The organism is Kitasatospora gansuensis (assembly GCF_014203705.1).
GTDB classification, from domain to species: domain Bacteria; phylum Actinomycetota; class Actinomycetes; order Streptomycetales; family Streptomycetaceae; genus Kitasatospora; species Kitasatospora gansuensis.
The window spans coordinates 111,297-127,892 of the sequence record NZ_JACHJR010000001.1 but is presented as its reverse complement, the minus strand read 5'-3'; the positions used below and the strand labels follow the sequence as shown (position 1 = coordinate 127,892).

The following is a 16,596-nucleotide window of genomic DNA, read 5'->3' as shown; positions in this document are numbered from 1 at the left end:
CTACCCTCAGAGGAGCAGACGCCTTGTCAGGAACTCTCCGCCGCCTGGCGGCCGCGCTCGCGGCCGCTCTCGCCTTCGCCGCCGTACCGGTCACCGGTGCGTCGGCCGCGGCGCCCCCGGCCGGCTCGGCGACGCGGTACACCATGACCGCGTTCACCAACACCAGCGAGTCGAACATGTACGTCTACGACTCCCCGGACGCGACCGGCTACCGGCTGGTCAAGTCCTCGGCGTACACGCCGCCTTCGGGCCTGATCCGCGACCCGAGCATCATCCGGCACACCGACGGCAAGTACTACATCACGTACACCACCAACTGGACCGGCGACACCATCGGCTTCGCCTCCAGCACCGACCGGGTGAACTGGACCTTCCTCGGCAACCACACCATCCCGCTGGCCGGCCTCCAGCGCACCTGGGCGCCCGAGTGGCACGTGGACACCGACGGCAGCGTCAACGTGATCGTCTCGCTGTCCACCTCGGCGAGCGGGGCGGACTTCCAGCCGTACCGGATGACCGCGACCAACTCGGCGCTGACCGCCTGGAGTTCGCCGACCGCGCTGGCCGGGATCACGGGCAACCACATCGACACCTTCGTGGTGAAGATCGGCTCGACCTACCACGCGATCACCAAGAACGAGACCACCAAGTACCTGGAGCACGCGACCGCGAGCAGCCTGGGCGGCCCGTACACGATCACCGGCACCGGCAACTGGTCCGGCTGGGGCAACTGGGTCGAGGGCCCGGCGCTGGTCCAGCTCGACAACGGCGGCTGGCGGATCTACTACGACGGCTACAGCGCGCACAAGTACTACTACAGCGACAGCTACGACGGCCTGGCCACCTGGACCACGCCGACCGAACTGCCGGGACTCACCGGCTTCGCCAGGCACTTCACCGTGCTCAAGGAGACCGTCGCCGGGGGCGCCACCCTGCCGGTCAACACCACCCGCTCGCTTCAGTCGGTGAACTACCCCGGACGGTACGTCAGTTCGCGCGGCGGGCTCGGCTACCTCGACCCGGTGACCACCGCCAGCAGTGCCACCGTCAAGCAGGACGCCACCGTCACGGTGGTGCCCGGACTGGCGGATGCCAACTGCTACTCGCTGCGCGCCGCCGACGGCCGCTACCTGCGGCACTGGGACTTCAAGCTCCGGCTCGACAGCAACGACGGCTCCGCCGCGTTCCGGGGCGACGCCACCTACTGCGCCCGCCCCGGCTCGGCGGCCGGCTCGGTCTCGCTGGAGTCCTACAACTACCCCGGGCGCTACCTGCGCCACTACGCCTACGAGCTGCGGGCCGACCTCTACCAGGACAGCGACACCTTCCGCGCCGACAGCTCGTTCCAGGTGGTCAGCCCCTGGGCCTGATGAGCTAGGCCCTCTCTTTCGGGTCACGCCGGGCGGCCGACGCCGGGGCACGCGCCCTCCTTGCCCGGCATCGGGCAGGAGGGGCCCTTCGCCGGCTTCTCGTCGGTCGCCGATGCGCTGCATCAGGCTCCCTCCTCGGCACCGCCGAGGCACGCACCCCAACGCCGCCCGCTGATCCGACGTGACCCGAAAGAGAGGGCCTAGCCGACGGAGGACCAGCCGCGGCGGCGGAGGCGTTCGAGGCCGTCGAGGAGCAGGTCCAGGGCGAACTCGAACTCGAATTGGTCGTCACAACCGGGGCCCACGACGGATTTCTCGTCGTGGGCCGCGGCCATTGCCAGCTCGGCGATGTGCGGGTAGTTCGCCGCCATCGCCCGCAGGACGGCGGGGTCGGCCGGGGCGGGGCCGGGGGAGTCGTCGAAGAGTTCCTGGGTGAAGCCGAGCAGGCGGCTGCCGAGGGCGTGCATCGCGTGGTGGGTGAGGTCGACGGAGAAGCCGCCGGTGCGGAACAGGCCGATCAGCGAGTCGGTGTACGCGAGCAGCGCCGGGGTCGGGGCGGTGCGGGACCGGACCACCGTGGCGGCCCAGGTGTGGCCGAGCAGGGCGCTGCGGGCGGCGAGGATGCGGGCCCGGACGGCGCTCTGCCAGTCGGGGCCGGGGGCGGGCGGGCCGATCTCTCCGAGGACGAAGTCGACCATGCCGTCCAGGAGTTGGTCCTTGTTGGCGACGTGCTTGTAGAGCGCCATCGGCACCACGCCCAGCTCCTGCGCGAGCTTGCGCATGCTGAGGGCGTCGATCCCGGTCCGGTCCGCGAGCGCGACGGCGGCGCGCAGCACCCGGTCGCGGCTCAGCGGCGTCCGGCGGGCCGGCGGTGGCGGCTGAGTCATGGTCAGTTCCCTCGTGGTCGGCCGGCGGTCGGTAACTCGTGTTGACGAGTGTACGGCGTACGCCTAATCTCGGCGGCAGGTGTACGCCGTACACCTGTCTGTGGGGAGAGTACTGATGAGCTCAACCAGAAGGACCGCGTCGGTCGCGGGTGTGCTGTTCCTGATCACCGAGGTCGCCGCGATCGCGGGCCTGCTGCTGTACGGTCCGGCGCTGAAAGCCGGCTACGTGGCCGGCGCCGGGGCGGATACCCGGGTGTTCGCGGGGGCGCTGTGCGAGATCGTGCTGGTGCTGGCGGTGATCGGGACCGGGGTGGTGCTGTACCCGGTCGTCAAGCGGCAGAACGAGGGTGCCGCGCTCGGCTACGTCTGCGGCCGGCTGCTGGAGGCCGCCGTGATCGCGGTCGGCATCGTCGCGGTCCTGTCGGTGGTGACGCTGCGGCGGGAGGCGCCGGGTGGCGACGTGGCCACGGTGGCCCGCGCGCTGGTGGCCGTCCACGACTGGACGTTCCTGCTCGGGCCGAACTTCGTGCTGGGGGCGAACACTTTGGTGCTGGCGGCCCTGATGTACCGCTCGCGGCTGGTGCCCCGGTTCATCGCGGTGTTGGGACTGGTGGGTGGTCCGCTGATCTGCGCCTCGGCCGTCGCGGTGCTGTTCGGGGTGTACGAGCAGGTCTCCCCGGTGGGGTCGCTCGCGGCGGTGCCGGTGTTCGCCTGGGAGGTGACGCTCGCCGTCCGGCTGATCGCCCGTGGTTTCAGCGAGAACTGATCCACCGTCACCCGTTGACCATGGCCGAGCCCTGTGATTAGTGTAATTTCACATGACACATTCCATCGAGGGGGTGTGTCAGGCGAGTTCAGGAGGGAGGTAAGCACTTGAGCAGAGGACGCGCAGCGCGTGTCGCCGGAGAGGATCTGGCGGTCGCGGTGGAGGAGTCGGAGCTGGTCAAGAGCGTCAGTGCGGGCGCCGACGTGTCGGCGGCCGACGAGGCGCTGTTGGACAGCATCCTCGAGGGCCACAAGGCCCGGGTCGTGACGGCAGGGGGATCGGGGCCGGCCGGCTGGCCGTAAACCGGGATCGGATTCGGGTTCGCAGGACAAGGGGGGAGTCAGGGGTGAGCAAGCTTCCGGAGCTCAGACGGGTGAACCGGATCTCGTTGCAGGTCAACGAGGTCTGCGATTCGCGCTGCCGCCTGTGTGACTACTGGCGGTTGGAGAATCCGAAGTCGATGTCGGCCGAGGTGTTCCAGGCGCTGGTGTTACCGACTCTCCGCGGGCTCTCCCCGCTCGAGAACATCTGCGTCACGGGCGGGGAGCCCACCTTGCACCCGGACCTGCCGGCCATGCTCACCGCCCTCGCCGAGGTGTCGCGGACCCTGACGCTGATCACCAGCACCAGCGGGCTCGACGCGGTGTACGAGGGGATCCGCCCGCTGATCTCCACCTACATGGTCTCGATGGACGGCGCGGACCGCGCCACCTACCGCAGGACCAGGGGCGTCGACCTGTTCGACGGGGCCTTCGGCTGGGTGCGCAGGCTCCGGGCGGAGACAGCGGCGACCATCGCGGTCAGCTTCGTCATCCAGCAGGAGAACTTCGACCAGCTCGAAGCGGTGGCCGAGCGGAGTTTCGCCGAGGGGGCGCACTGCGTGTTCCTGCGGGTGCCCTCGCTGACCGACGACGGGTTCGGCCGGGACGGTGTCGTCCCGCTCCGGACCGAACGGGCCGGAGTGCTGACGGATGGTCAGATCGCCGTGGTCACCCGCCAGTTGGCGGCGATCGCGGGCAAGTACACCAGGGAGCAGATCCCGAACGTCCTCGACTACGGCCGCTTCGTCCGCAACCTCCGGGGCGAACAGCCCGCGGTCGGGCTGACCTGCGACGTCCCGTTCACCAGCATGGTGATCGACCCGCAGGGGCACTACCTGCCGTGCTTCTACCTGCCGTTCCGGGCCGACCTGCGCGACCCGCAGGCCGCCACCGGCCTGCAGCGGGAGATCCAGCTGTCCGTACTGGAGGACCCCGGGTTCCGCGCCCGCCACTGTGACGGCTGCCAGCAGTACGTCGACCGCAAATGGGAGAGCAGAGAGTTGAACGCCGAGTTCCACCGTCAGACGCTGTCGGCGGCGGCGTCGTGAACCAGCCCGCAGCCCCGCAACAGTTCGACGTGGCCCTGGTCTCGATGCCGTGGAACATCGAGCAGTTCACCTCACTGCAGATCGCCACCCTCAAGTCCTACCTGGTGAAGCAGGGCGTCAGCGCCACCAGCCGGCACTACCACAAGGACCTGCTCGACTACGTGGGCGGCGAGGAACGCCACCACGTCCACGAGTACGGCTACGGCGAGCACCTGTTCGGCGCGCTCTACTACCCGGACCGGCGGAGCGACTTCGTCGAGGCCATCAAGCGGCGCTTCGACACACCCCCGCTGGAGCCGCTGCTCGACCGACTCCACACCTACTGCGAGGACGTGGTGCGGGACCTGCTTGCCACCGGCGCGGGTCTGGTCGGGTTCACCACCACGCACGTCCAGGTGATGTCGAGCATCTACATCGCGCGCCGGCTCACGGAGGAGCGGCCCGGGATCAAGGTGGTGCTCGGCGGACTCTCGCTGTTCGAGCAGTTCTCCGAGAGCCTGCTGGAGCTCTACCCCGAGATCGACTTCATCGTGAACGGTGAGGGCGAGAAGGCCCTGTACCGGCTGGCCGAAGCGGTCCGGGGGACCGCCGACACCGACTTCGAGCAGATCGGCGGCCTGTCCTGGCGGGACGCGGCCGGGGTCGTGCACAGCAGCCCGAAGCCCGCCGAGCTGGTGGCGATGGACGCCTCGCCGGGGCCCGACCTCGACGACTACCTGAACATCCATCTCGCCGCCGAGAGGTCCCAGATCCCGCAGCCGAAGGTCTGCGTCGAGTCCGCCCGGGCCTGCAGCTGGGGCAAGTGCACCTTCTGCATCGAGAGCATCTCCAGCCGGGGCCCGTACCGGACCCGCTCCGCCGCCACCGTGGTCGACCAGGTCGAGCGCCTGGTGGCCGACGCCCGCAGCGTCGACATCGCCTTCACCGACCCGGACATGTCCTCCCGGCGGGACGTGTTCGAGGAGCTGACCGCCCGTGGCCTCGACCTGCGGATCGACGCCGAGGTCTCCGGGATGGTCGACCTGCCCACGCTGATCGCGATGAAGCGGGCCGGGCTGTCCACCCTGCAGATCGGCATCGAGTCCTTCACCCCCGAGAACCTCAAGCGGTTCCTCAAGGGCGTGCAGCTCATCCACTACGTCGAGTTGATGCGCTGGTGCGCGCAGCTCGACCTCTCGCTGGTCTACAACATCATCGTCGGCGCCCCGTTCGACACCCAGGAGAACATCGACCTGGCCGTCCGGAACATGCGCCGCCTGTTCTCGCTGGCGCCGCCGGTGATCAGCGAGTTCGTGGTGAGCCTCGGCAGCCCGATCTTCAACGACCTGGCGGCGTACGGCATCGAGTCGCTCTCCCCGCTGCCGGAGACCTCCTGCTACCCCGAGGAGGTCCGACAGGCGGTCGGCCCGCTGCTCTCCTTCCACGCCGGGTACGCCTTCGAAGTCAAGGGCGACCGGCCCAAGTTGGACCACTCCGCGGTGGTCGCCACGGTGGACGAGTGGTGGAAGCTGCGTGACGCCGGCTTCCGGACGACCGCGTACCGGGGGAGGGGCTTCATCGACGTCGAGTACGTCGTCGGCAAGTCCAACCGGCACGTCGAGGTGTCCGACCCGGCCGAGGTGTACCTGCTGAACGCGGTGGCGGTCGAGGCGAAGAGCCTGCGGCGGCTGGCCCAGGACGCCGAGGGCGCCTTCAGCCCGGAGCAACTGCGCTACGCCGCCGACGCGTTGGGCGAGCGGAGTCTGCTGTTCGAGAGCGACCACAAGGTGCTCGCCATCCCGGTGTTCGCCCGGATCGACCTCGCCGCCCACCAGGGCGGCCGGACCCAGCGCCTCGACCTGCCCTGGCTGCGCGCGGACAGCCTGCGGATCCTCGACCGGGCGGGCTCGTGACGACGTCCCCGCCGGTGCTCCGGAAGCCGCTGTTCCGGAGCCGGGCCGCCCTGTGCTTCTTCGGCGCCGACCTGCTCTCCGCCGCCGCCCGCTACCTGCTCATGCTGGCCCTGGCGGTCTGGGTCCAGCAGGACACCGGGTCGGCCGGCCTGGCCGGGCTGACCATGCTGTTCGTCACGCTCGGTACCCTGACCTCCCCGCTCACCGGCGCACTGGTCGACCGGCTCCCGCCCCGGCGGGCGCTGATCCTGCCGCTGCTCGGGACGGCCGCCGTGCTCAGCACCCTGTTCATCGGCGACGGCCGCCCGGTGCTGCCGGTGCTGTACGTGGTCGGCTTCCTCTACGGCGCGGCCGGGTCGATGGCCGACTCCGCGCAGTCGGTCGGCATCACCCAGCTCTTCGACGAGGAACGGCTCGTCCAGGCCAACTCCGTGCACCAGACGCTCAACCGGGGCCTGCGGGTGGTGATGCCGCTGGCCGGGGTCGGGATGTACGCCACCGCCGGGATCGGGCTCACCGTCGGTACGGTCTCCCTGCTGTACCTGGCGGCCGCCGCGCTGGTGACCCTCCTCCCACTGGCCCGCACCGCCGCCGAGCCCGAGACCTTCTCGGTGCGCGGACTGGCCGAGGACGTCCGGCTCGGCCACTCGGCGATCCGCTCCGACGCCCTGCTGCGCACCATCGTGTACGCCGCAGCAGGCTCGCTGTTCTTCCTCAACTTCTTCGAGTCGGTGGGCCTGCAGATGGTGACCCAGGGGCTCGGCCGCCCGGCCACCGACCTGGCGCTATTCATCACCCTGCAGGGCGTGGCGACCATCGTCGCCGGGGTGCTGCTGGCCCGGTACGGAAAGCGGGCCGGACTCGGGCGGCTGATGTTCGGCGGCATCCTGTGCTTCGCCGCGTCCGCGCTGCTCCAGGCCACCGGCGTGCCGGCGCTCGTGGTGCTGGCCATGCTGACGGCGGGCGCCGGGCTGCCGATGTGCATCGTCGCGATGGTGACCACCGTTCAGACCCGGGCGCCCCGGGAGCAGTTGGGCCGGGTGCACGGGGCGATGCAGTTCGTGATCGGGGTCCCGCAGGGCATCGGCATCGCGCTCGGCGCCTGGCTGGTCTCGGTCTCCGACTACCGGATCGCCTGCGGCACCATCTTCGCCGGTCTGCTGTGCACCGCGCTGGCCCTGCTGACCGCCCGGTCCCGGCCGCTCTCCGCGCTCGCCCGGAGCGGTGATGACGTCACCGGCTGACAGCTGCGTCTTCTGCGCCATCCGCCGGGATCCGAGCTCCGCGACGGTGGTGTGGTCCGCGCCCGAGGCGGTCGTGGTGATGGACGTGGCGCCGTCCGCGCCCGGGCAGTTGGTGGTGATCCCCGGCCCGTCCCCCGACTCCCTCGCCGAGGCCACCCGGCTGCTGCCGCGCTGCGTCGCGGCCCTGGCGGCGGCCGGCTTCGCCCGGGAGGCCGTACACGCCGTCACCCGCTGGGACCTGGCCGAGCCCGACCACCCGCACCCCGTCCTGACCGTGATCCCCGGCCCGCACGGCCCGCGCCACAACCCGCTCGGCGCCTTCGTCACCCGGGCCCAACTCGAAGCGGACGCCCGGCTCATCGTGGCCGCGTTCGCCGCGGCGGCGGGCCCCTGACGGCAGACGGCGCGGCGGTGGCTGGCATGCTGCTGGTGTGGAGAAGCCGGAGATCTGGATCGAATTCGCCGCCGAGCTGCACGTCTTCGTCGGTACGAGCCGACGGGCGGGCTGGTCGGCGGTGCGGACCGACGGCACGTCGACGCTCGGCCACCTGGTGGAGTCGCTCGGCGTGCCGCTCACCGAGGTCGGCGCCCTGCGGACGGCCGACGGGCCGGTGTCCGCCGCCCACGTGCCGGTGCCCGGGGAACGGATCTCGGTACTGGGTATGCCCAGGCCGCAGCAGCTCGCCGGACCGGCCCGCTTCCTGCTCGACGTGCACCTCGGGACGCTCGCGCGCCGCCTCCGGCTGCTCGGCATCGACGCCGCCTACGAGAGCGTGGACATCGGCGACCCGGCCCTGGCGGCGCGCTCGGCCGCCGAGCAGCGGGTGCTGCTCTCCCGCGACCGGGGGCTGCTGCACCGCCGGGAGCTCTGGGCGGGCGCCTACGTGTACAGCCACCGCCCGGCCGACCAACTGCGGGACGTGCTCTCCCGGTTCGCCCCGCCGCTGGCGCCGTGGACCAGGTGCACGGCCTGCAACGGCACGCTCCGTGACGCCGCCAAGGCGGAGGTCAGGGAGCAGCTCAGGGACGGGACCGAGCGTTCGTACGACGTGTTCGCCCAGTGCACCGACTGCGAGCGGGTGTACTGGCGCGGCGCGCACCACTCCCAGCTGGACGCGATCGTGGCGGCGGCGGTGGCGGAGTTCGGCGAACTGGGCCGGCCCTAACGGTGCTCGGGGTTCTCGAAGTCGAAGCGGCAGCCGGCGTCCCAGCCGGAGCGCTGGTTGCCGTGGGCCGGGATGCCGCCGGCGTCCTTGAGCAGGCGGGCCAGGTGGAGCTGATTCCACGTCATGAAGGTGGTGTTGCGGTTGGTGAAGTCGTTCTCGGGGCCGCCCGAGCCGGGATCGAGGTAGGACGGGCCGGGGCCGGCCGGGCCGACCCAGCCCGCGTCGGCCTGCGGCGGGACGGTGTACCCGAGGTGCTGGAGGCTGTACAGGACGTTCATCGCGCAGTGCTTGGCGCCGTCCTCGTTACCGGTGATCAGGCAGCCGCCGACCCGGCCGTAGTAGGCGTACTGGCCCTGGGAGTTGAGGATCGACGAGCAGGAGTACAGCCGCTCGATGACCTGCTTCATGACGGAGGAGTTGTCGCCCAGCCACACCGGACCGGCCAGGGTGAGGATGTCGGCGGCCATCACCTGGGAGTAGAGGACCGGCCACTGGTCGGTCTCCCAGCCGTGCTCGGTCATGTCGGGCCAGATGCCGGTCGCGATGTCGATGTCCACCGCTCTGATCACGTCGACCTGGACGCCCTGGCGCTCCAGGATGCCGGTGCTGACGTCGATCAGCCCCTGGGTGTGGCTCCGCTCGGGGGAGCGCTTGAGCGTGCAGTTGATCACCAGGGCGCGCAGGTCGCGGTAGGACGTGGCAGGTTCCGACATCGGCGGGTCTCCCTCGGGCACGGCAGGCCGACGGGCACCGGGGCCCTCCGCTGCGTTGGTCTCGCCCCCACCCCACCAGGGTGTCGGCGGCACCGCACAGCGGGCTGGGCCGTCAGCCTGAACGGGCGGGCCCGCTGACGGCTGCTCAGGCGGCTCTCGCGGGGCAACCGACCGGTCGGCCGATCACCGGTTGCCCGGGCTGCCGGGGCGGCGCAGAGTCGAGGCATGAGCTCACCTGCGTACCGAGGGGCCGCGGCGCTGCTGGTCGACGGCAGGGAGATCGAAGTGGAGGCCGAGCTGCTCGGCGATGTCCCCGCGATCGGTCTGCCGGGCTGGACCGGGGTGGTCCACACGCTGGACGCGGGTCTCACGAGCGGGGCCGTCCGCACCGGCAGGATCCGGCTGCCGGGTGGCTGGGAGGGCGGGTTCGCGGTGATCCGGACCGTCCTCGGGATGTCCACGGTGTGGGTCCGGGGCAACGACCAGGAAGCCTCGCCGGTCCACTGGCCCCGGTGACCCGGCTGTAAGCGGGCAGTCTTCGGGTTCCGGCCCTGCGACGGGGCGGCGCTGTGTAATGTCACATGCCATGAAACCCTCCCTTGCTGCCGTCGTGCTCGCGGCGAGCGCGCTGCTCCCCGCCGTCTCCGTCACCCCCGCCCAGGCCGTCGAGACGTCCTGCGTGGTCGGGGCGGCCGAACGAGGCGTGGAGGAGCGGCGGTTGGCCGATCCGCGCAGCGCTGAACTGGTGACCCGGGGCGGGCTCGGCAGCTTCACCGCACGGTTCCCGGCGGCGCTGTGCAGCACCCGATCGGTGCTGGAGGCCGAGGAGTTGACGGACGCCTGGGGGACGGCGCTCTGGCAGGCGGCGGTGAACCGGACCCAGGGCCGGCGCCCCGGTGGCGACCTGGCACCGGCCGACGACCGACCGCTGTACTGGACCCGGCTCGCAGTGGTCGACCAACTAGCGGGCTGGCAACCGCAGTTCCCGGTCGACCGGGACGCCCTGCGGGCCCGGTTCGAGGATGCCTCGCGCGGGCTGAAGGGGAACGACTTCGGGGCCGCCCCGGGAGTGAAGCGGATCTTCGTCAGCGGGTTCGACCCGTTCGGCCTGGACGGCGACCTGCGGACCGCCAACCCGTCCGGCTCGGCGGCGCTCAGCCTGAACGGGCGTCGGGTGGTGCTGGACGACGGCAGCGCCGCCGAGATCCGCGCGGTGGTCCTGCCGGTCCGCTACGCCGACTTCGACCACGGCATCGTGGAGCGGGCGTTCGCCCCGAGGCTGACGGCTGGCCCGCGGGCGGCCGACCGGATCACCACCATCAGCCAGGGCTACCCGGGCCTGTTCACGGTGGAGGCCTGGGCCGGGCGGGCCAGGTCCGCCGATCCGTACCCGGACAACACGGGGGCGCTGTCCGGCGGAACGTACCAACACCCGGTGGTGGCACCGGGGATGGGCCCGGGAGCGGAGTTCATCCCGACCACCCTGCCCGGGGCGGCCTGGGAGGCGGCGGCGCAGAGTCCGTACCCGGTGCTGGTGAACACCGAGGTGACCGAGATCCCGGCGGGTGAGAGCGCCCCGGTCGACCGGGCCGACGGTCCGACCCCGGGCTCCCGGGCGGTGGCCGGCGGGGGAGGGGGCTACCTGTCCAACGAGGTGGCGTACCGGAGCAATCGGCTGCGGCTGGAGCTGCGCCCGGAACTGCCCGGCGGGCATCTGCACACCCCGGTCCTGACCGGTCTGCCGTCCGACCGGGGCCAGTTGAGCGGGCCGGTGTTCGAGCAGAACGAGGTGGCGATCACGGCTGAGATCCTCACCCTGCTCAGGGCGGGCTGGCAGTAGACGAAGCCGCCCGCAGCGACGGGGGTCGCTGCGGGCGGAATTACCTGGCAAGTGGCAGGCCGTCAGGAACCGACCTTGCGCTTGTTGTAGACGTCGAAGCCGACGGCGGCGAGCAGCACCAGGCCCTTGATGACCTGCTGGTAGTCGGTGCCGATGCCGACCAGCGACATGCCGTTGTTGAGGACACCGAGCACCAGGCCGCCGATGATGGCGCCGAGCACGGTGCCGACACCGCCGGTGGCGGAGGCGCCACCGATGAACGCGGCGGCGATCGCCTCGAGTTCGAAGTTGATGCCGGCCTGCGGGGTGCCGGCGTTGAGCCGGGCGGCGAAGACCAGACCGGCCAGCGCGGCGAGCACGCCCATGTTGACGAAGGCGAGGAAGACCACGCGCTTGCTCTTGACGCCGGACAGCTTGGCCGCTGCCTCGTTGCCGCCGATCGCGTAGGTGTGCCGACCGAGGATCGAGTTGCGCATCAGGTAGCCGAAGCCGACCAGCAGGCCGCCCAGGATCAGCAGCACGATCGGCACGCCGTGGTAGCTGGCCAGCAGCATGGTGAAGACGGCGACCGCCGCGGTGATCGCCGCGAGCTTGGCCGCGAACAGCCCGATCGGCAGCAACTCCAGCCCGTACGAGGCGGCCTGGCGGCGCCCCCGGACCTCCTGGAGCACGGCGACCGCGAGCACGGCCGCGCCGATCAGCAGGGTCAGGTTGTGGTAGTTGGTGGCCGGGCCGACCTGGGGGAGGAAGCCGCTGCCGATCTTCTGGAAGCCGGTCGGGAACGGGGCTATCGACTGGCCCTGCAGCAGGATCTGGGTGCCGCCGCGGAACAGCAGCATGCCGGCCAGGGTGACGATGAAGGACGGGATGCCGATGTAGGCGATCCAGAAGCCCTGCCAGGCGCCGGCCAGGGCGCCGATCAGCAGGGCCGCCACCAGCGCTACGGGCCACGGCACTTGGTGCTTGACCATCATCACGGCCGAGGCGGCGCCGACGAAGGCGGCGAGCGATCCGACCGAGAGGTCGATGTGCCCGGCGATGATGACGATCATCATCCCGATCGCCAGGATCAGGATGTAGCCGTTCTGCTGGATCAGGTTGGTGATGTTGAGCGGCTGGAGCAGGATGCCGTCGGTCCAGAACTGGAACAGCAGCACGATCAGGGCCAGCGCCACCAGCATGCCGTACTGCCGGACGTTGCCCCGCAGGGCGCGGGTCAACAGCGCTCCGGTGGAGGCGCGTTCGGTCTGCGGCAGTACCGGCGTCTCGGGGGACTCGGTCGTCTGGGCCATTGCCTTACACCTGCTCGTGTCGTTGGTCCGCGGTCTGGGTCATCAGCCGCATCAGGGATTCCTGGGTCGCTTCGGAGCGGTCCACCTCACCGGTGATCCGGCCCTCGGCCATGGTGTAGATCCGGTCGCAGAGGCCGAGCAGCTCGGGAAGTTCCGAGGAGATCACCAGCACCGCCCTGCCCTGGGCGGCGAGTTCGGCGATCACCGTGTAGATCTCCGCCTTGGCGCCGATGTCGATGCCCCGGGTCGGCTCGTCCAGGATCAGCACCTCGGGTTCGGTGAAGATCCACTTGCTGAGGACGACCTTCTGCTGGTTGCCGCCGCTGAGCTTGCCGGTCTCCGCGAACACCGAGGGAGCCTTGATGTTCATGGTCTTCCGGAACGACTCGGCGACCTTGGTCTCCTCGTGCCGGTTGACCCAGCCGCGCTTCGCCACCTTGCCGAGCGCGCTCAGCGAGATGTTCCGGCTGATGTCGTCCATCAGGTTGAGCCCGAGCTGCTTGCGGTCCTCGGTCACGTACGCGAGGCCGTGGGCGATCGCCTCCGGCACCGTGCGGGTGCGGATCTCCTTGCCGTCCATCAGCACCCGGCCGCCGGCGTACCGGCCGTAGGAGCGGCCGAAGACACTCATCGCCAGCTCGGTGCGCCCGGCGCCCATCAGGCCGGCGATGCCGACGATCTCGCCGTGCCGGACGTTGACCGAGGCGCCGTCGACCACCTTGCGCTGGTGGTCGAGCGGATGGCGCACCGTCCAGTCCTCGATGGCCAGGGCGACCTCGCCGATCTCGGGGGTGCGCTCGGGGTAGCGGTGCTCCAGGTCGCGGCCGACCATGCCACGGATGATCCGGTCCTCGGTGATGCCCTCGACCGGGATGGTCTCGATGGTCTGCCCGTCCCGGATGACGGTGACCGAGTCGGCGACCCGGGCGATCTCGTTGAGCTTGTGCGAGATCATGATGCAGGCGATGCCCTGGGCCTTGAGCTCCAGGATCAGGTCGAGCAGCTTGCGGCTGTCCTCGTCGTTCAGCGCGGCGGTCGGCTCGTCCAGGATCAGCAGCTTCACCTCCTTCGCCAAAGCCTTGGCGATCTCGACCAGTTGCTGCTTGCCGACGCCGATGTCGGCGACCCGGGTGTGCGGGCTCTCGTCCAGGCCGACCCGCTTGAGCAGCTGCTGAGCGTGGGTCAGGGTGCGGTTCCAGTTGATGAAGCCGCGGCCCGCGTGCTCGTTGCCGAGGAAGATGTTCTCCGCGATGGAGAGGTACGGCACCAGGGCGAGTTCCTGATGGATGATCACGATGCCGCGCCGCTCGCTGGCCCGGATGTCCTTGAACTCGCAGGGCTCGCCCTGGAACTGGATCTCACCCTGGTAGGAGCCGTGCGGGTAGACCCCGCTGAGCACCTTCATCAGGGTGGACTTGCCCGCGCCGTTCTCGCCGCAGATCGCGTGCACCTCGGCCGGCGCCACGCTCAGGTTGACGTCCGAGAGCGCCTTGACGCCGGGGAAGGTCTTGGTGATCGAACGCATCTCCAGGATGGGTCCGGCCATGATGGTGCATCCGTTCGCCGGGGGGCCCGCTCCGGTCGGAGCGGGCCCACGGGGGTGGTGGGGAAGGCTACTTGACCTGGTCGGCGGTGTACTGGCCGCCGTCGATCAGGACCTTCTGGTAGTTCTCCTTGTCCACGCTGACCGGCTGCAGCAGGTAGGCGGGAACCGTCTTGGCGCCGTTCTCGTACTGGGTGGTGTCGTTGACCTCGGGCTTGCCGCCGGTCAGCAGCGCGTCGCCCATCTGGACGGCCACCTTGGCGAGTTCGCGGGTGTCCTTGTAGACGGTCTGGGTCTGCTCGCCCGCGATGATGGACTTCACCGAAGCCAGCTCGCCGTCCTGCCCGGTGACGATCGGCAGCTTCTTGCCCGAGCCGTAACCGACGCCCTTGAGCGAGGAGATGATGCCGATCGAGATGCCGTCGTACGGGGAGAGGACCGCGTCCACCGAGGCCGAGGTGTAGGACTTGCTGAGCAGGTTGTCCATCCGCGACTGCGCGAGCCCGCCGTCCCAGCGGAGCGTGGCGACCTGGTTGAAGGCGGTCTGGCCGCTCTGCACGACCAGCTTCTTGTCGTCGATGTACGGCTTGAGCACGCTCATCGCGCCGTTGAAGAAGAAGTTGGCGTTGTTGTCGTCCGGGGAACCGGCGAACAGCTCGAGGTTGAACGGGCCCTTGCCGTCCTTGAGGCCGAGCTTGTCGACGATGTAACTGCCCTGCAGGACGCCGACCTTGAAGTTGTCGAAGGTGGCGTAGTAGTCGACGTTCTTGGTGCCGCGGATCAGGCGGTCGTAGGAGATCACCGGGATCTTGGCGTCGGCGGCCTTCTGCAGCACGTTGGTGAGCGAGGAGCCGTCGATGGCGCCGATCACCAGCAGCTTGGCGCCCTTGGTGATCATGTTCTCGAGCTGCGAGACCTGGTTCTCCACGACGTTGTCGCCGTACTGGAGGTCGGTCTTGTAGCCCTTCGCCTGGAACTCCTTGGCGATGTTGTTGCCGTCGTTGATCCAGCGCTCCGACGACTTGGTCGGCATCGCGATGCCGACCAGCCCGCCCTTGGCGCTCCCGGCGCTCTTGGCCGCGTCGTCGCCGACGCCGTTGGCACTCTGGCCACAGGCCGCCAGGGTGAGCGAGAGGCCCGCCGCAGCGAGTCCGATCGAGAGCTTGCGCACTGTTCCTCCATGGGTGGCCGCGCCGCTGGGGTGGGGCGGCGGTACCTGAGTGTTAACGCTCACAGAAAGCCCGTCAAGGGCTCTGCGGGTCACCGTTTCGTCTCGTGCCGCAGGCTTGACCAGAACAATTGTTAGCGCTAACAATCCAGGTGTACCCGAGCGGCCGCAGTCACGGCCGCGCCGCGCCGGGGCGTCAGGGGCTGACGGCGAGGACCAGGAAGGCGGCCATGATGGCTAGGTGGACGCCGCCCTGGAGGGGGGTGGCCCGGCCGGGCATGACGGTGAGGGTGCCGACGGCGATGCTCAGGGCGAGCAGGATCATGTGGGTGGCGTCGAGGCCGAGGACCAGGGGGCCGCTCAGCCAGACGGAGGCCACCGCGACGGCCGGGATGGTCAGGCCGATGCTGGCGAGGGCCGAGCCGTGGGCGAGGTTGAGGCTGGTCTGCATCCGGTCCCGGGCGGCCGAGCGGACCGCCGCGATGGTCTCGGGGAGCAGCACCATCATGGCGATCACCACGCCCACCACCGAGGCGGGCAGGCCCGCGTCCGCGACCACCCTCTCGATGGTCGGCGAGACGCCCTTGGCCAGCCCGACCACCGCGACCAGCGCCAGGCCCAGCAGGGCGAGGCTCATCCAGGCGGCCTTGGCCGTGGGGGGCTCGGCGTGGTCGTCGGCGTCCAGCACCTTGCCCTCGGCGGTGAGCGGGAGGAAGTAGTCCCGGTGGCGGACCGTCAGGGTGCCGACGAAGAGTCCGTAGACGATCAGTGAGGCGGTCGCCGCGAAGACCAGCTGGGTGGTGGAGAACTGCGGGCCCGGCTTGCTGGTGGTGAAGGTCGGCAGCACCATGCTGAGCGTCGCCAGGGTGGCGATCGCGCTGAAGGCGGCGCCGGTGCCCTCCGCGTTGAAGACCGCCACCCGGTGCCGGAGCGCGCCGACCAGGATGCACAGCCCGACGATGCCGTTGCAGGTGATCATCACCGCCGCGAACACGGTGTCCCGCGCCAGGGTGGCGTTCTTCTCACTGCCGTCGGCCATCAGCGTCACGATCAGCGCGACCTCGATGATGGTCACCGCGACCGCCAGCACCAGCGAGCCGAACGGTTCGCCGACCCGGTGCGCGATCACCTCCGCGTGGTGCACCGCCGCCAGCACGGCCGCCGCCAGGAACAGCGCGACCAGCACCACCAGCGCGGTGGGCAGCGATCTCCCCCAGGTCGCGGCGAGCAGCACGAAGGCGAGCGCGGGGGCGAGGGTGGTCCACTGCAGGGCTTGACTGCGGGCCTTGGCGATCATCCCCCGAGTTTTCCAGGGCCGGGCCGCCCAGGCGGCGGGGCCGCAGACC

The 16,596-nt window shown here is 70.4% G+C and carries 16 protein-coding genes; 10 read left to right on the top strand and 6 right to left on the bottom strand.

What is annotated here, in order from left to right; all coding sequences use genetic code 11:
• Positions 1-23 precede the first annotated feature (23 nt).
• The gene (locus F4556_RS00660) at positions 24-1,370 is read left to right on the top strand and encodes a glycoside hydrolase family 43 protein (RefSeq protein ID WP_376775637.1); all 1,347 of its coding nucleotides are present in this window, start codon (positions 24-26) and stop codon (positions 1,368-1,370) included.
• A gap of 200 nt (positions 1,371-1,570) precedes the next feature.
• Here the strand turns inward: F4556_RS00660 and F4556_RS00655 are convergent, their stop codons facing one another.
• Entirely contained in the window at positions 1,571-2,257 is a 687-nt protein-coding gene (locus F4556_RS00655; protein ID WP_184910663.1) for a TetR/AcrR family transcriptional regulator C-terminal domain-containing protein, read from the bottom strand.
• A 115-nt stretch (positions 2,258-2,372) separates the two neighbouring features.
• Here F4556_RS00655 and F4556_RS00650 point away from each other — a divergent pair, with 115 nt between their 5' ends.
• From F4556_RS00650 to F4556_RS00620, 7 genes are all read left to right on the top strand, one after another.
• A complete protein-coding gene (locus F4556_RS00650; RefSeq protein WP_184910661.1) occupies positions 2,373-3,023 on the top strand; it encodes a DUF4386 domain-containing protein in 651 nt (216 codons plus the stop codon).
• Positions 3,024-3,130: 107 nt separating this feature from the next.
• Complete coding sequence (locus F4556_RS00645) at positions 3,131-3,325, top strand: hypothetical protein (RefSeq protein ID WP_184910659.1); 195 nt, start codon at positions 3,131-3,133, stop codon at positions 3,323-3,325.
• Positions 3,326-3,369: 44 nt separating this feature from the next.
• Complete coding sequence (locus F4556_RS00640) at positions 3,370-4,392, top strand: radical SAM protein (protein ID WP_184910657.1); 1,023 nt, start codon at positions 3,370-3,372, stop codon at positions 4,390-4,392.
• Positions 4,389-6,284, top strand: coding sequence for a B12-binding domain-containing radical SAM protein (locus tag F4556_RS00635; RefSeq protein WP_184910655.1), 1,896 nt, complete (start codon positions 4,389-4,391; stop codon positions 6,282-6,284). The genes F4556_RS00640 and F4556_RS00635 overlap by 4 nt, the downstream gene beginning before the upstream one ends.
• Positions 6,281-7,528, top strand: a complete 1,248-nt coding sequence (locus F4556_RS00630) for an MFS transporter (protein ID WP_184910653.1) — start codon at positions 6,281-6,283, stop codon at positions 7,526-7,528. Before F4556_RS00635 ends, F4556_RS00630 begins: the two co-directional genes overlap by 4 nt.
• Positions 7,512-7,922, top strand: a complete 411-nt coding sequence (locus F4556_RS00625; RefSeq protein WP_184910651.1) for an HIT family protein — start codon at positions 7,512-7,514, stop codon at positions 7,920-7,922. Before F4556_RS00630 ends, F4556_RS00625 begins: the two co-directional genes overlap by 17 nt.
• Positions 7,923-7,959: 37 nt before the next feature.
• On the top strand, positions 7,960-8,694 hold the full coding sequence (locus tag F4556_RS00620) for a Mut7-C RNAse domain-containing protein (RefSeq protein WP_184910649.1): 735 nt from the start codon (positions 7,960-7,962) through the stop codon (positions 8,692-8,694).
• Here the strand turns inward: F4556_RS00620 and F4556_RS00615 are convergent.
• Entirely contained in the window at positions 8,691-9,407 is a 717-nt protein-coding gene (locus F4556_RS00615; protein WP_184910647.1) for a flavodoxin family protein, read from the bottom strand. The two genes, F4556_RS00620 and F4556_RS00615, sit on opposite strands and share 4 nt — an antisense overlap.
• Before the next feature lie 225 nt (positions 9,408-9,632).
• Here F4556_RS00615 and F4556_RS00610 point away from each other — a divergent pair, with 225 nt between their 5' ends.
• Positions 9,633-9,923, top strand: coding sequence for a hypothetical protein (locus tag F4556_RS00610; protein ID WP_184910645.1), 291 nt, complete (start codon positions 9,633-9,635; stop codon positions 9,921-9,923).
• A 70-nt stretch (positions 9,924-9,993) separates the two neighbouring features.
• Positions 9,994-11,247 carry a PA0049 C-terminal domain-containing protein gene (locus F4556_RS00605; protein WP_184910643.1) on the top strand — a complete coding sequence of 418 codons (1,254 nt, stop codon included), beginning with the start codon at positions 9,994-9,996 and terminating at the stop codon, positions 11,245-11,247.
• A gap of 62 nt (positions 11,248-11,309) precedes the next feature.
• Here the strand turns inward: F4556_RS00605 and mmsB are convergent, their stop codons facing one another.
• From mmsB to F4556_RS00585, 4 genes are all read right to left on the bottom strand, one after another.
• The gene (gene mmsB / locus F4556_RS00600; RefSeq protein WP_184910641.1) at positions 11,310-12,539 is read right to left on the bottom strand and encodes a multiple monosaccharide ABC transporter permease; all 1,230 of its coding nucleotides are present in this window, start codon (positions 12,537-12,539) and stop codon (positions 11,310-11,312) included.
• A 4-nt stretch (positions 12,540-12,543) separates the two neighbouring features.
• Positions 12,544-14,085 carry a multiple monosaccharide ABC transporter ATP-binding protein gene (mmsA, locus tag F4556_RS00595; RefSeq protein WP_184910639.1) on the bottom strand — a complete coding sequence of 514 codons (1,542 nt, stop codon included), beginning with the start codon at positions 14,083-14,085 and terminating at the stop codon, positions 12,544-12,546.
• A gap of 67 nt (positions 14,086-14,152) precedes the next feature.
• Positions 14,153-15,253: a multiple monosaccharide ABC transporter substrate-binding protein gene (gene chvE, locus F4556_RS00590; RefSeq protein WP_184910637.1), complete on the bottom strand. Its 1,101-nt coding sequence runs from the start codon at positions 15,251-15,253 to the stop codon at positions 14,153-14,155.
• Between the two features lie 193 nt (positions 15,254-15,446).
• Positions 15,447-16,547 (bottom strand): calcium:cation antiporter, encoded by a 1,101-nt coding sequence (locus tag F4556_RS00585; RefSeq protein ID WP_184910635.1) that lies wholly within the window; start codon positions 16,545-16,547, stop codon positions 15,447-15,449.
• Positions 16,548-16,596: the final 49 nt, after the last annotated feature.